Source organism: Allonocardiopsis opalescens, assembly GCF_003002095.1.
GTDB classification, from domain to species: domain Bacteria; phylum Actinomycetota; class Actinomycetes; order Streptosporangiales; family Streptosporangiaceae; genus Allonocardiopsis; species Allonocardiopsis opalescens.
In genome coordinates, this window is record NZ_PVZC01000010.1 from 82938 (window position 1) to 97634 (window position 14697).

A 14697-nucleotide genomic window follows, 5' to 3' on the forward strand; every position below is an offset into this window, starting at 1 on the left:
ATCTGCACGTTACTGCCGTGAAGCTGATGGGTGACCCAGGCTCTCACCTTTACGGCGTAGATCAACTGCTGCCGCCATCCGTGTCGCGCCGCCGCTCCAGGCCGTCCAGCAGCAGGTCCAGACCGAGGGCGAACTGCTCGGCGGTGTCGAAGGGCGGCAGGCCGGGCACGTCCTGGTGCGCGGGCCGGGCGGGGCCGGCGCCACCCTGCTCGCGCCCCCCTCCCGCGCCGACCACGACGTGCCCGACGACGTAGCGCATCAGCGCCCGGTACCCGTGCATCGCCGTGCGGGGTGCGAAGCCCGCCTCCAGCAGGACGTTCACCCCCGAGGCGTGCAGCCGGCGTAGCGCGGGACTGTAGCGGTAGGTGTCCACCAGCATGTCGATCCACTCGGGCTGGACCGCCGCCAGCGCGCGGAACTCCTCGGCCACCGCGCGCAGCCGCCGGCGCCAGTCCCGTTCAGTTCCGGAGGCGACCAGCGCCTCCTCCACCCGCCGGTCGACCAGGGCGGCCACCAGCTGCCCCTTGTTCTCGTAGTGGTAGTACAGCGCGGCGGCGCTGACTCCCAGTTCCTCGGCGACGGCGCGCATCGTGGTGGCCCGCACCCCCTCGCGCTCCAGCACCACCCGCGCCGCGGCCAGGATGGCGTCTCGACCCAGCACCACGCTCTCTCGCCCTTTCGTCGACCCGCCCATGGCGGGCGCGGGACCGGTTGCCATCAGATTCTAACGCGGTTATATTCTAACAACGTTCAAAAATCCGGGGGGGTGTCCCCTCGTCCCACACCAGAAGGGCCCACCGTGACCTCCACCGACCCTGACATCCGGGACGCCCCTAGCGCCGGGCGCGGCACCCCGGCCCGGCGCGGGCGCCGCTGGCCGCGTCGGCTGCTGCTCACGGCGCTGGCCCTGCTGGCGGCCGTGCCGCTGCTGGCGGCCGTGCTGCTGGTGACGCTGCCCTCCCCCATCGGGAACCCCGTTGCCTGGGACCCCGCCCCCGCCCCACCGCGCGAGGGCGCGCTGGCCCGCAACGAGGCGCTGGCCGGCGCCGAACTGCTGGGCGACGGCCAGCTGCGCTTCCCCGAGGACCTGACCTTCGACGCGCGCGGCGACCTGTACACCGGGACCGTCGACGGCATGGTCTGGCGGTTGGACCCGCAAGACCCCACCACCCCGGCCGAGCGCTTCGCCGACCTGGGCCACCCCGTGCTGGGACTGCGCTTCGACGCCACCGGGCAGCTGCTGGCGGCCGTGCCCGAGCTGGGGCTGGTGGCGGTGGACCCCGACGGCGGGCACCGGGTCCTCACCGACGAGGTCGACGGCAGCCCCATCACCTACGCCAATGAGCTGACCATCAGCAACGGGGGCCTGGTGTACTTCTCCGACTCCAGCTCCGCCCACGACGCCGGCTGGCCCTACGACTTCCTGGAGGGGCGCCCCCACGGCCGGCTGCTGTCCTACGACCCCGCCACCGGCACCACCGCCGTGGTCGCCGACGACCTGTACTTCCCCAACGGGCTCGTCCTGTCTCCCGATGAGGACTTCCTGGTGTTCGCCGAGACCTTCCGCTACCGGCTCACCCGGCTGTGGCTGACCGGCCCGCAGGCAGGCAGCACCGAGACCTTCGCCGACAACCTGCCGCTGGCCCCCGACAACATCAGCCTGGGCCCCGACGGCAGCTACTGGCTGGGCGGCGGGGGCGGACAGCGCTCGGACCTACAGGACTTCCTGCACCGCAACGCCTGGGCCAAGGACGCCCTGGCCACCTTCCTGCCCTTCGACACCCTGCGCGGCCTCCCCGAGAGCGGCAGCCAGGGCTTCGTCACCCGGCTGGCCCCCGACGGCACCGTGCTCGCCGGCTACGACGACCCCACCGGGCGCGTGCACGCCGTCAGCTCGGTCGAGTCCTTCGGGGAGCACCTGTACCTGGGCACCCTGTACGGCGATGCGATCGGCCGGGTGCCGCTGACCCAGGTGGAGACGGCGAGCTGAGCCGGCCTGGTTCCCGCAGACAGCGGGAACCAGAGGAAGCACAGGAGCCACAGAAGCGGGGAGAAAGGGTCCCGGACACCCTTCGGACCGGATCCCGTCTCGTCGGCGGCGAGCGCGGAGACCGTTGTCTACTGGATGTCCAGGCCCTTCCCGGGTCCAACCCCCCGCCCGGTCGGGATTCCCGGCGCGGTGTGCCGCCTCCGGCCACGCCTGGTACAGGGGGACGGGGTCACGCCGATACTCCGTCCCGGCGTAGCGTCCGGCGGCACCGCGGCCGGCCGGCCGACCGGTCAGCCCAGTGCTGGACTGTGCAGCAACCTACCGCCTCACCAGGGGATGTCAACCGGGCGAACTTTGCGTATACATTCATGTTTCCGCAGCTCACAGGGGTGCACGCTCAGTGGTCAAGCCGCTGATCACCGGCTTGGCGGCGCCGGTCAGCCTTGATCCAAATTCGGGTAAAGCGATGCGTGGGGCAGGGCCGGCGGGTCAGCGGCGGCCGGATGGGCGCCCCCTGCGCCGGGGCGCCGCCGCCGCTCCCCCGCTTGACCGGATCGCAACGCGCCGCGCCCGGTTCGCCGGGGTTTCCCCGTATGCGCGCACGAGCCGCCGGGTAGGTCTCTACCGTGAGCGCTCCCACCCCCAGGAGCCGCCGGTGACCGCCCCGCAGCCCCTGGCCCAGCAGCCGCCGGTGCGCGAGGTGACCAGCACGGACCTGTTCGTCGGCCCGCCCGACCGGCCCCTTCAGCTGATGCGGATGACACTGGCCGCCGCCCTCACCCGCGGCCGCGCCGCCCCGGCCCAGGTCGCGGTCAGCGTCGAAGGGCCAGGGGTGCGCACCCCCGAGCCGGCCACGGTCGCCGGGGTGGCGCCGGGGGCGCGGCCCGTGCTGGAGGTCGCGGTGGAGGTGGCCGGCCCGCACACCGACGGCGACCTGCGCCCGGTCACCGTCACCGTGGACGTCGAGGGCCCCGACGGCCCGCTGCGCGCCGCCGCCCGCGCCGACCTCATCGTCGCCGAACCGGGCTGGACGGTGTTCATGGTGCCGCACTTCCACTACGACCCGGTGTGGTGGAACCCCCAGGGCGCCGCGGTGGAGTCCTGGTACGCCAACCCCGCCGCCGAGGAGTTCCGCCCGGCGCAGGCCCGCACCGCCTTCGACCTGCTCCGCGCCCACCTGGACCGGGCCGACGCCGACCCCGACTACCGGTTCGTGCTGGCCGAGGCCGACTACCTCAAGCCCGGCTACGACGCGCACCCGCAGCTGCGGCCCCGGCTGCGCCGGCTGCTGCGCGAAGGGCGGCTGGAGCTCGTCGGCGGCTACAACGAGCCGGCCACCAACCTGATCGGCCTGGAGGCGGCCGCCCGCAATCTGGTCTACGGCCTGGCCTACCAGCGCGAGGTGCTGGGCGGGGACCCGCGCACCGCCTGGCAGCTGGACGTCTTCGGCCACGACCCGGCCTACCCCGCGCTGGCGGCCGCCGCCGGGCTGGGCTCCGCGGCGCTCGCCCGCGGCCCCTTCCACGCCTGGGGGCCGCGGCTGACCGTCGGCGACAACCGGCGGATGCCCTTCCCGCTGGAGTTCGAGTGGATCGCGCCGGGCGGCCGCTCGGTGCTGGCCAGCTACCTGGCCAACCACTACGCCGCCGGCTGGGACCTGGAGCGCGCCGAGACCCTGCCGGGCGCCCGCCAGATCGCCTACCGGCTGTTCCGCGAGCTCAAGCCGGTGGCCGCCACCCGCAACGTGCTGCTGCCCGTCGGCGCCGACCACGTGCTGCCCTCCCGCTGGTGCACCCAGGTGCAGCGCTCCTGGAACGCCCGCTACACCTGGCCGCGCTTCGAGGTGGCGCTGCCCCGCGCCTACCTGGCGGCGGTCCGCGCCGAGCTGCGCGGGCGCGGCGCCGCCCCCAGCCCGCAGTCGCGCGACCTCAACCCCGTCTACACCGGCAAGGACGTCTCCCGGATCGACGCCAAGCAGGCCCAGCACGCCGCCGAGCACGCCCTGCTGGCCGCCGAACGGCTGGCGGCGCTGGCCTGGCTGGACGGGCACCGCCACCCCTCCCACGCCCTCGACGAGGCCTGGCGGCAGCTGCTGTTCACCAGCCACCACGACGCCGTGGGCGGCACCGGCTCCGACCAGGTCCACGCCGACCTGCTCGGCAGCTGGCGGCGCGCCGCCGAACTGGCCGAGCGCGTCACCGGCGACGCGCTGGCCGCGCTGGCCGCCCCGCCCGGCGGGCAGGCCGCGCACCCGGACGGGGCGCCGGACCCCGCAGACGGCGGGCAGGTGCTGGTCGCCAACGTGCTGGGCACCCCGCGCGGGGGCCTGGTACGGGTGCGCGCCGCCTTCGCCGAGCCGGGCCCGGCCCGCGTCACCGTCACCGCCGACGGCCGCCGCCCGCTGCCCGCGCTCGCCGAGCCGGTCCGCCGCCACCGCGGCGGCGGCCTGGCCGAGGTGGACCTCGTCTTCGCGGCCCGCGGCCTGCCCGCCCTGGGCACCCGCGCCTACCGGCTGCACCCCCACCCCGCCGGCGCGCCGGCGCGGGCGCCCGCGCTCGGCTGGGTGCCGGTGCCCGGCCGCACCGCCGCCGGCGCCCACTTCGCCGTCACCGCCGACCCCGACCGCGGCGGCGGGCTGACCTCCATCGTGGACCGCGCGCACCGCCGCGAGCTGCTGCGGCCCGGCGGCGTGGGCAACGAGCCGGTGCTCTACCCGGAGTACCCCGGCCAGGCCGACTACGGGGAGGGGCCCTGGCACCTGCTGCCGCGCGGGGTGGCGGCCGGCGGCGCCCGCTCCCCGGCCACGGTGCGCGCCGAGCGCTCGCCGCTGGGCGCCCGCCTGGTGAGCAGGCTGCGGCTGGGCCCGCTGCGGCTCCAGCAGGAGGTGGTGGTCTGGGACGCCGAGCCGCGGGTGGACTTCACCACCCACGTCGACGGGGCGATGGACCCCGACCACCTGCTGCGGGTGCGCTTCCCCTTCGACCTGCCCGGCGCGCTGCCGGTGCAGCGCACCGCCGCGGCCGTGCTGGGCCGCCCCTTCGGCTACCCCGGCGCCGACTCCGCCGAGCACCCCTGGACCCTGGACGCCCCCGCCCAGGGCTGGACCGGGCTCAGCTCGGCGGTGCGGGTGCGGCTGCTGGACGCCGGCGGCGCGGTGCGCGCGGTGCAGGCGGTGGGGGTGGCCGAGGTGGTGGCGCCCCCCGGCCACGACGACGCCGTGCGCGACCTGGTGGCCCGCCTGGCCGACCAGGGGGTGACCGCCACCGCCACCCGCCCCGACGGCCCCCGGCACGGCTCGCTGGACCTGGACTCCAACCTGCCCGACGTGCGCGTCGTGCTGGGCGGGCCGCTCGACAACGCCTTCGCCGCGCGGGTCGCCGCCACGCTGCCCGACCCGCGGGCCCTGGAGGCGCAGCTGGCGGTCACCGGCCGCGCCTGGCTGCCGGCCGCCCGGCGGCGCGCCGACGCCTTCGCCCCCGGGCAGGGCGCCGCGGGGGTCGACGTGCGCGGCCCCCGCGACCTGCCGGTGCTGGTGGTGGGCGGCGACGACCTGGACGCCGCCGCGGGCAGCCTGGCCGCCGACCTCGCCGACGCCGAGGTGGTGATCGCCCAGCCCGACACCTGGGACGCGGGCCTGGAGCCGTTCACCGACCACTCCGTCGCCCTGGTGGCCGCGGGCACCCCCGGCAGCGTGGTCGACCTGTCGGGCGCCCTGTACCTGTCGCTGCTGCGCTCCCCCAGCGGCTGGCCGGGCGGGCTGTGGCTGGCCGATGCGCCGCAGCCGCCGCGCGCCCTGCCCGACGGCAGCCCGCTCGCCTCGGGGCGGTGGAGCCACAGCTTCCGCTACAGCCTGCTCAGCGGCGCCGGCGACTGGCGGCGGGCCGGCTTCAGCGCGGCGGCCGACCGGATCCGGCTGCCGCCGGCCGCCCGCCAGGTGCGCTCGTCCGCCGCGCACCCGGGCGACCGGCTGCGGGTGGAGCCCGCCACGGTGGCGGTGAGCGCGCTCAAGCCGGCCACTGCTCCCTGGGGCGACGGCGGCACCGACCCGCGCGGCCTGGTGGTGCGGCTGGTGGAGACGGCCGGGCTGCCGGTGCGGGCGCGGCTGGCCTGCGCCTGGCCGCTGCGGGCGGCCGTCCGCTGCGACCTGCTGGAGGAGCCGCTGCCCGGCGGCGAACTCGCCGTGGCCGCCGCCGGTCCCGGCAGCGCCGTGGAGGTGGAGCTGGCGGCCGGGGAGGTGCTGACGCTGCGACTGGACCTGGCCGCCGAGCGCCCGGCGGAGCCGGCCCCGCCGCCGCCCGAGCCGCCCGCCGAGGTCTACACCCGCTACTGGCTGCACAACACCGGCGCCGCCCCCTACGGGGGGCTGCCCACCGCCGTGCACGTCTCCCGGCCCGAGCGGCCCGCGGAGCCGGGCCGGCCGCTGGAGCTGACCGTCACCGTCGCCACCTCCACACTGCCCGAGCGCGGCGAGCTGCGCCTGGAGGCGCCGCCGGGCTTCGGCGCTGAGCCGCTGGCCGACACCCGCTTCGCGCTGGGCCCGCACAGCCACCACACCGTGCCGGTGCGGCTGTTCGCCGACGGCGCCCCGCCCGGCCGCCACTACCTGGCCGCCTCGATCACCGACCGGCTCGGGCAGCGGCTGTTCGACGTGGCCGCCGTCGACGTTGGCGGCACGCACCCGGGGCCGCCGCTGGAGGCGGAGCTGCGCGGCGGGCCGCTGCGGCTGCGCCCGGGCGGGCGGGGGCTGCTGGCGGTGACGCTGACCAACCCGGGCTCGGTGCCGCTGCCCGCGGTGGTGCGGGTGGTGGCGCCCTTCGCCGCCTGGGAGCTGGTGGGGCCGCACGAGCACGCGCTGACCGTGCCGGCCGGCGACAAGCGCGACGGGGAGTTCGCGGTGGCGTTGCCGGCCTCGGCGCGGCCCGGGGCGCGCTGGTGGGCGATGGTGAAGGTGATGTGCGCCGGCACGGTCCACTACACCGAGGCGGTGGCCATCGAGGTCGCCGCCTGAGCGGGCGGGCCGCTCAGGAGACCTCGGCGGCCGGCGGCTCGCCCGGCGCGGCGGCGACCGGGCGGTGCTCGAAGGGGGTGGACAGCACCACGGTGGTGCGGGTGGACACCCCGGCGGCGGTGCGGATCTCCTGCAGCAGGGTCTCCAGCTCGCCCGGGGAGGCGACGCGCACCTTGAGGATGTAGCTCTCGTCCCCCGCCACGCTGTGGCAGGCCTCGATAGCGGTGAGGTGGGCCAGCCGCTCGGGGGCGTCGTCGGGGGCGGCGGGGTCGATGGGCTTGATGGAGATGAACGCGGTGAGCGGGAGCCCAAGGGCGTCGTGGTCGACCAGGGCGGTGTAGCCGCGGATCACGCCGCGGCGCTCCAGTCGGCGCACCCGCTGGTGGACCGCCGACACCGACAGGCCCGTCTCGCGGGCGAGGTCGGTGAAGCTGGATCGGCCCTCCGAGCTGAGCAGCCCGACGATGCGCCGGTCGATGTCTTCCACGGGGCCAACGGTAGACGATGGAAATCACATCGTGCCCGGCAGACCGTGGAAGTCATGCCCTTTTCCTGGCATTATTCCCGAAACGGACGGGTTACGGCAGATACGGCGGACACACCCTATGGTGGTCTGGACCACTGCCCGCTATGCTCGTTCCGGTTATCCCTGTATACGCTTTCCGCCTGGGAGAACGGCGGATCCTGGCGAAACGGAAGTGGTGTCCATGGCGCAGATCGTCCTGAACGGCGTCGACAAGGTGTACTCCGGCGGCGTTAAGGCTGTGGACAACCTGACGCTGGAGATCAAGGACGGCGAGTTCATGGTCCTGGTCGGCCCTTCCGGTTGCGGCAAGTCCACCGCCCTGCGCATGATCGCGGGCCTTGAGGACATCACCGCGGGCGAACTCGTCATCGGCGACCGCGTCGTCAACGACCTCCCGCCGAAGAACCGCGACATCGCGATGGTCTTCCAGAACTATGCGCTGTACCCGCACATGACCGTCGAGGAGAACCTCGCCTTCGGCCTGAAGCTGCGCAAGGTACCCAAGGCCGAGGTCAAGGAGCGGGTGGCCAAGGCCGCCGACATGCTCGGCCTGGAGCCCTACCTCAAGCGCAAGCCCGCCGCGCTCTCGGGCGGCCAGCGCCAGCGCGTGGCCATGGGCCGCGCCATCGTCCGCGAGCCGCAGGCCTTCCTGATGGACGAGCCGCTGTCCAACCTCGACGCCAAGCTGCGCGTGCAGATGCGCGCCTCGCTGAACCAGCTGCACGAGGAGCTGCACACCACCACCGTCTACGTCACCCACGACCAGGTCGAGGCGATGACGCTGGGCGACCGGGTGGCGGTGCTGCGCGAGGGCATTCTGCAGCAGGTCGACACGCCCAAGGAGCTGTTCGACAACCCGGTCAACCTGTTCGTGGCCGGCTTCATCGGCTCCCCGGCGATGAACTTCGTCAACGCCCGCCTGGTGCGCGGCGCGGCCGGCCCCGAGGTGCGCTTCGCCGGCCTCACCCTGCCGCTGCCCGCCGACACCCTGGCCGGCCGCCAGGACCTCCAGGGCTACTTCGACCGCGACGTCATCCTGGGCATCCGCCCCTCGGACTTCGACGACGCCGAGGTCAACGGCAACCACGGCTCCTCCACCATCGACGTCACCGCGAACGTCACCGAGGAACTGGGCAGCGAGATCAACGTCATCTTCACGATCGACGCCCCGCCCATCGAGCACAAGGACGCCGCCGACCTCGCCGCCGACGCCGCCGACGGCGAGCAGGACGTCACCGAGGCGCTGCACCTGGCCGGCCGCAACAAGTCGCTGTGGACCGCCCGGGTCAACGCCCGCAGCCGGGTCCGCCCCGGCGAGGCGATCCGCCTGGCCGTCGACACCCGCAACCTGCACTTCTTCGACGCCGAGTCCGGCCTGGCCATCGGCCACCCGGCCAACGCCGAGGCGCTGGCGCTGCCCTAGCGCCCCGCAGCCGACCCGCGGTCCGGGATCTCCTCCTCCACCGCCCGGCCGCAGCGAGGCCGCCGCGCACCTCCCCATGGGAGGCGCGCGGCGGCCTTCGCCTTGTTCCGTGCCCGGCGCCGGCGCAGCCGCCGACCGGCACGGCCAACTTGGCGGAGAAGGTAGCGCTCAGAAAGGGGTGGCCGTGGCGACACAGACCCTCACCGCGGTCATCACACGCGAGGACGACCGCTATGTCGCTCAGTACCTGGAGGTCGACGTCTCCAGCTTCGGCGACACCCCGCAAGCTGACCTGAGCCCAGAGGACTCCACCAAGCTCCTGTGACGCCGTCGGCGGGGCGGGGGTGCCCCCTGCCCCGCCGACGGCGTGCGTCCGTGCCCGGCTCCGGCTACTTCACCGATCCGGCCAGGGTGCCGGCGACGTAGTAGCGCTGGAAGGCGAAGAAGACCACCAGCGGCACGATCAGCGACAGGAACGCCCCGGGGGCGAGCACGTCGATGTTGGTGCCGAACTGGCGCATCTCCGACTGGAGCGCGCGGGTCATCGGCTGGGAGCCGGTGTCGGCGAAGACCATCGCGATCAGCAGGTCGTTCCACACCCACAGGAACTGGAAGATGCCCAGCGAGGCGATGGCCGGGCCGCCCAGCGGGATGATCACCCTGCGGAAGATGGTGAACTCCTTGCCGCCGTCCATCCGCGCCGCCTCCAGCAGGTCACGGGGGATGCCGGCGAAGAAGTTGCGCAGCAGGAAGATCGCGAAGGGCAGCCCGAAGGCGACGTGGAACAGGATCACGCCGCCGATCGAGCCGAAGATCCCCAGGAAGCCGTACATCTGGGCGACCGGGATCAGCGCGACCTGCACCGGCACCACCAGCAGGCCGACCACGACCAGGAACAGCCAGTCGCGCCCGGGGAACTCCATCCAGGCGAAGGCGTAGCCGGCCAGTGAGGCGATGACCACCACCAGCAGGGTGGAGGGCACCGTGATCCACACCGTGTTCCAGAAGGACGAGGTGAAGCCGGAGTCGCCCAGCAGCCGGCCGTAGCTGTCCAGCGACAGCTGCGCGGGCGCCAGCAGCGCCGTCCACCAGCCGGTGGCGTTGTTGTCGGCCTCGTCGCGCAGCGAGGCGACGAACAGGCCCAGCGTCGGCAGCAGCCAGAACACCGCGACGACGACCAGCAGCACCTGCAGGACGCCGCCGCCCACCCGGGAGACGATCCGCGAGGCCAGGGAGCGCTTGGGGGCGCCGCCGGCGGCGCCGCCCTGCGGTGCGGGCGGCGCGTCGGCGGTCGCGGTGGGAGTGGTGGTCATTGCTGCTCCTGCCGGAACCGACGGATGTTGAAGATCATCGCGGGCAGCACCAGGAGCAGCAGGAAGATCGCCAGCGTGCTCCCCATGCCCTGGTCGTTGCCGCCCCCGAACGACACCCGCCACATCTCCAGGGCGAGCACGTTGGCGTCCTGCTGGACCGAGCCGGGGGCGATGATGAACACCAGGTCGAAGACCTTGAGGACGTAGATCACCAGGGTCACGAAGACCACCAGCAGCACCGGCGACAGCAGCGGGATGGTGACCCTGCGGAACACCTGCCACTCGGTGGCGCCGTCGACCCGGGCCGCCTCCTGCGCCTCGCGCGGGATCGCGGCGAGCCCCGCGCTGATCAGCACCATCGCGAAACCGGCCCACACCCACACGTAGGCGGCGATGATCGCCGGGGTGACCAGGCCGGGCCCCAGCCAGGTGACCCCGCCGAAGGCGGCGGTGAAGTTCTGCGGCGCCAGCCGCACGGTGTAGTCGCCCTCGGGCAGGTCGGCGAAGGCGAAGGTGCCGTCGGGGGCCGCCTCGGTGGTGGCAGCGACCTCGCCGTCGCGCACCGCCTGCACCGCCATGCCGGGCAGGCCGGGCTCGCCGCCGTCCACGGCGCCCTCGGTCCCCCCGCCGCCGGGGGTGAAGTCCAGCCACACGGTGCCGGTCAGCTCGCCGGGCGCGGACTGGGCGGCCACGGCCGGGGCGGCGTCGCCGGGCAGCTGGTCGGGGGGCAGCCCCACCAGCGGCAGCAGCACCGGGTCCCCGCCCACCTGCGCGGGGGCCTGCGCCTCGAAGCCGCCGCCGGGCGCCTCGGCGAGGCCGCCGTCGGGGCGGGGCCGCGCCTCGGGGTACTGGGAGGACTCGCCGAAGGCGTCGGCGATCGTGGTGATGACCGCGTTGGCGATGCCGCGCTGGGGGTCCTGCTCGTAGACCAGCCGGAAGATGACGCCGGAGGCCAGGAAGGAGATGGCCATCGGCATGAACACGATCAGCTTGAACGCCGTGCGCCAGGCGATGCGCTCGGTGAGGACCGCGAACACCAGGCCCAGGGCGGTGACGACGGTGGGGGCCACCACCACCCACACGGCGTTGTTGCGCAGCGCCACCAGCACGCTCTGGTCGCTGCTGAACAGGGTGTACAGCAGCAGGCCCGCCACGGGGGTGGCGACCACGGCCACCGCCCAGGCGATCCAGCCGACCCGCCGCTCCAGCGCGGGGCGCAGAAGGGCGAGGGCGACCACCGCGGTGGGCACCGCGACGGCCCACAGCGCGCTGACGCGCAGCGGGGCGAGCGCGCCCGGGGCGGCGATGAGCACCGCCACGATCGCGGCGGCCAGCGCGGCGAGCCCCGCACCCAGCGACCACTCCCCCCAGCCCATGCGGCCCGACAGGGTCGGCCACAGCAGCCCGATGGCGACGGCGATCAGCGGGACGAGGGCCGGGACGCCCAGGTCGCCGCCCAGCCGCGCCACCGCGTCGGGGTCGGCCAGCGCGTCGGCGTAGTTGTCCACGCCCACGAACACGTCGCCGGTGCGGTCGAAGAGGCTGCGCCACACCGAGTACAGGATCGGGTAGATGACCAGGGCGCCCAGCAGCAGCAGCGCCGGCAGCAGGAACAGGTAGGCGAGCCAGCGCGGCGGTCCCAGCCGCCCCGAGGCGCCGGCCTGGGCGGTGCCGGCGTCGGGGGCGGCGGGCCCGCCGGTCCCGGCGGCGGACGGGGTGTCCACCGCCGGGCCGGCGTCGCTTCGGTGGTCGGTTGCCATGCCGGCGGCTATCCCTGGTCCGCCTCGGCGGCGGCGTCCTCGAGCGCCTGGGCCGTCGCCTCGGGGTCGCCGGGGTCGCGCAGGAAGTCCTGCAGCACCGCCCACATGCCCGAGCCCTCGGTGGCGCCGAAGGCGCTGGGCACCTGGTCGGACAGGTCGTAGCGGACGTTGTCGCCGGCGTCCAGGATGGTCTGGGCCAGCTGCTGGGTCAGCTCGTCGGGGTAGGCGTCGGCGGCGACGTCGGAGTTGGGCGACAGGTAGCCGCCCAGCCCGGCCCACTCGGTGCCGGCCTCGGGAGAGGCGAGGAACTGCAGCAGCTCCTGGGCGCCCTCGCTGTCGCTCATCGCCACGGCGATGTCGCCGCCGACCACGACCGGCGCCATGTCGCCGACCGCGGGGAAGGGGAAGACCTGGGCGGTGTCGCCCACGGTCGCCCCGGCGTCGCCGACGGTCGCGGCGACGAAGTCGCCCTCATAGACCATGGCGCCCTGCTGCTGGCCGAAGACCTGGGTGACGCAGGTGGGGAAGTCGGTGCTGATCGCGCCGTCGGTGCCGCCGCCCAGCAGGTTCTCGTCGCCCCAGATCTGAGCCAGGGACTCCAGCGCCGCCACCACGGTGTCGTCGGTCCACGGGATCTCGCGGGCGACGAGGGCGTCGTAGTTCTCCGGCCCGGCCTGGGACAGGTAGACGTTCTCGAACCAGTCGGTGAGCGTCCAGCCCGAGGCGCCGCACATGGCCCAGGGCACCTCGCCGGCGTCCGACAGGGTGGCCGAGGTGGTGTCCACCAGCTCGTCCCAGCTGGCCGGCGGGGTGACGCCGGCGGCCTGGAAGGCCTCGGGCCGGTACCAGACGATGGACTTGTGGGCGGCCTTGAGCATCACGCCGTACAGCTGGCCGTCGACGGTGCCCAGCTCCTGCCAGTAGGGGCTGTAGTGCTCGGAGACGACCCCGGCGGTCGCCTCGTTGAGCGGCTGCAGCGCCTCCTGCTCGGCGTACTCGGCCAGCAGGCCCGGCTGCGGGAGGATCGCGACGTCGGGCGGGTTGCCGCCCTCGATGCGCGGCCCGAGGAAGGCGCCGAGGTCCTCGCCGGTGGAGGCGTAGGTGACGGTGGCGCCGGTCTCCTGGGCGAACAGGTCCAGGACCTGCTCGAAGTTGGTCTGCTCGGTGCCGGTCCAGCGCGCCGCGACCTCGATCTCCACCCCCGACAGGGAGTCGCCGCCGCCTCCACCGCTGCACGCGGCCGTGGCGGCGAGCATCCCGGTGCCGGCCACTACGGCGGCGGCCCTGGTACGCCAGTTCTTGGGCATCAGTTTCCTTCCTCGTCTACGTCTGTGCGTGGCTTCGTGCGGTGCGGTGCGGCGCCGGTTCACTCCCAGATCGCCGCGCCGCCGTCCAGGTCGAAGTAGTGCAGCCGGGAGGTGTCGACGCGCACCGCGACCGGGGCGCCCTCCCGCACGGCCGAGCGGGGGCTGAACCGGGCGACCAGCACCGACTCCGGCGCCGTGTCGCCGCCCAGGGGGGTGGTGGCGATGTCGGCCAGGTCGGCGGCGCCGGCGGCGCTGGCGAGCTCCTTGGTGTCCTCGGTGACGACGCGGGGCGCGGCCACCCCGAAGTGGACCAGCAGTTCGGAGCCGAGCGCCTCGACCAGGTCGGCCTTGGAGCGCAGCAGCCGGTCGGCGCCGCCGTCGGCGTCGTCGGCGCCGCCGAGCTCGGCGTCCTCCATGTCCTCGGGGCGGATGCCGACGATCAGCTCGGCGCCGGCCCGCTCGCGCAGCCCCGGGCGGGCCTGGAGCACCTCGTCGGGCAGCCGCAGCCGGTTCTCGCCCAGGGTGACCCACCAGGCGCCGTCGGCGGAGGAGACGCTGCCCTGGAGCAGGTTCATCGCCGGGGAGCCGATGAAGCCGGCCACGAACAGGTTCACCGGCCGGTCGTAGAGCTCCTGGGGTTCGGCGACCTGCTGCAGGACGCCCTTCTTCATCACGGCGACGCGGTCGCCCAGCGTCATCGCCTCGACCTGGTCGTGGGTGACGTAGACGGTGGTGACGTTGAGCTGGCGCTGCAGCCGGGAGATCTCGGCGCGCATCTGCACCCGCAGCTTGGCGTCGAGGTTGGACAGCGGCTCGTCCATCAGGAAGGCGCGCGGCTCGCGGACGATGGCGCGGCCCATGGCCACCCGCTGGCGCTGGCCGCCCGACAGGTTGCGGGGCTTGCGGTCGAGGTGGTCCTCCAGGCCGAGGGTCTTGGCGACCTCGTCGACGCGGCGGCGGATCTCCTCCTTGGGCACCTTGCGCAGCTCCAGGCCGAAGCCGATGTTCTGCCGGACGGTGAGGTGGGGGTAGAGCGCGTAGCTCTGGAAGACCATGGCGACGTCGCGGTCGCGGGCGGGCACGGAGTTCACCGTGCGCTCCCCGATGCGCAGGGTGCCCTCGCTGATCTCCTCCAGGCCCGCCACCATCCGCAGAGCGGTGGTCTTGCCGCAGCCCGACGGGCCCACCAGCACCAGGAACTCGCCGTCGGCGATGTGCAGGTTCAGGCGGTCGACGGCGCGGGTGCCATCCGGGTAGACCTTGCTGACATCCGCGAGTACGACTTCTGCCACGACCGTCTCCCAAGCTTGTCGCTGAAGTGCTCCCTGCGGGCGCCCGCCGCGAGGGGCGCCCGGCACGGCCGTCCGACA

General features: G+C 74.5%; 10 protein-coding genes. 4 read left to right on the forward strand and 6 right to left on the reverse strand.

What is annotated here, in order from left to right:
• Window positions 1-61 precede the first annotated feature (61 nt).
• A complete protein-coding gene (locus tag CLV72_RS28110) occupies window positions 62-664 on the reverse strand; it encodes a TetR/AcrR family transcriptional regulator (protein WP_170141148.1) in 603 nt (200 codons plus the stop codon).
• A gap of 135 nt (window positions 665-799) precedes the next feature.
• Here CLV72_RS28110 and CLV72_RS28115 point away from each other — a divergent pair, with 135 nt between their 5' ends.
• Together CLV72_RS28115 and CLV72_RS28120 are read left to right on the forward strand one after the other, a co-directional pair.
• A complete protein-coding gene (locus CLV72_RS28115; RefSeq protein WP_106252477.1) occupies window positions 800-1990 on the forward strand; it encodes an SMP-30/gluconolactonase/LRE family protein in 1191 nt (396 codons plus the stop codon).
• A gap of 655 nt (window positions 1991-2645) precedes the next feature.
• A complete protein-coding gene (locus CLV72_RS28120; RefSeq protein WP_106252480.1) occupies window positions 2646-6998 on the forward strand; it encodes a glycoside hydrolase family 38 N-terminal domain-containing protein in 4353 nt (1450 codons plus the stop codon).
• Window positions 6999-7011: 13 nt separating this feature from the next.
• Here CLV72_RS28120 and CLV72_RS28125 read toward each other — a convergent pair whose 3' ends face one another.
• Complete coding sequence (locus CLV72_RS28125) at window positions 7012-7485, reverse strand: Lrp/AsnC family transcriptional regulator (RefSeq protein WP_106252483.1); 474 nt, start codon at window positions 7483-7485, stop codon at window positions 7012-7014.
• A 220-nt stretch (window positions 7486-7705) separates the two neighbouring features.
• Here CLV72_RS28125 and CLV72_RS28130 point away from each other — a divergent pair, with 220 nt between their 5' ends.
• Window positions 7706-8947: an ABC transporter ATP-binding protein gene (locus CLV72_RS28130; RefSeq protein ID WP_106252486.1), complete on the forward strand. Its 1242-nt coding sequence runs from the start codon at window positions 7706-7708 to the stop codon at window positions 8945-8947.
• A 184-nt stretch (window positions 8948-9131) separates the two neighbouring features.
• Window positions 9132-9272: a hypothetical protein gene (locus CLV72_RS32480; RefSeq protein ID WP_170141149.1), complete on the forward strand. Its 141-nt coding sequence runs from the start codon at window positions 9132-9134 to the stop codon at window positions 9270-9272.
• A gap of 64 nt (window positions 9273-9336) precedes the next feature.
• Here CLV72_RS32480 and CLV72_RS28135 read toward each other — a convergent pair whose 3' ends face one another.
• Genes CLV72_RS28135 through CLV72_RS28150 form a run of 4 tightly spaced genes read right to left on the reverse strand, consistent with a single transcriptional unit; the run spans window position 9337 to window position 14619 of the window.
• Window positions 9337-10260: a carbohydrate ABC transporter permease gene (locus tag CLV72_RS28135; protein WP_106252489.1), complete on the reverse strand. Its 924-nt coding sequence runs from the start codon at window positions 10258-10260 to the stop codon at window positions 9337-9339.
• Window positions 10257-12020, reverse strand: a complete 1764-nt coding sequence (locus CLV72_RS28140; protein ID WP_245930488.1) for an ABC transporter permease subunit — start codon at window positions 12018-12020, stop codon at window positions 10257-10259. Before CLV72_RS28140 ends, CLV72_RS28135 begins: the two co-directional genes overlap by 4 nt.
• An 8-nt stretch (window positions 12021-12028) precedes the next feature.
• Window positions 12029-13327 (reverse strand): ABC transporter substrate-binding protein, encoded by a 1299-nt coding sequence (locus CLV72_RS28145; RefSeq protein ID WP_106252492.1) that lies wholly within the window; start codon window positions 13325-13327, stop codon window positions 12029-12031.
• 59 nt (window positions 13328-13386) lie between these two features.
• The gene (locus tag CLV72_RS28150; RefSeq protein ID WP_106252495.1) at window positions 13387-14619 is read right to left on the reverse strand and encodes an ABC transporter ATP-binding protein; all 1233 of its coding nucleotides are present in this window, start codon (window positions 14617-14619) and stop codon (window positions 13387-13389) included.
• Window positions 14620-14697 lie beyond the last annotated feature (78 nt).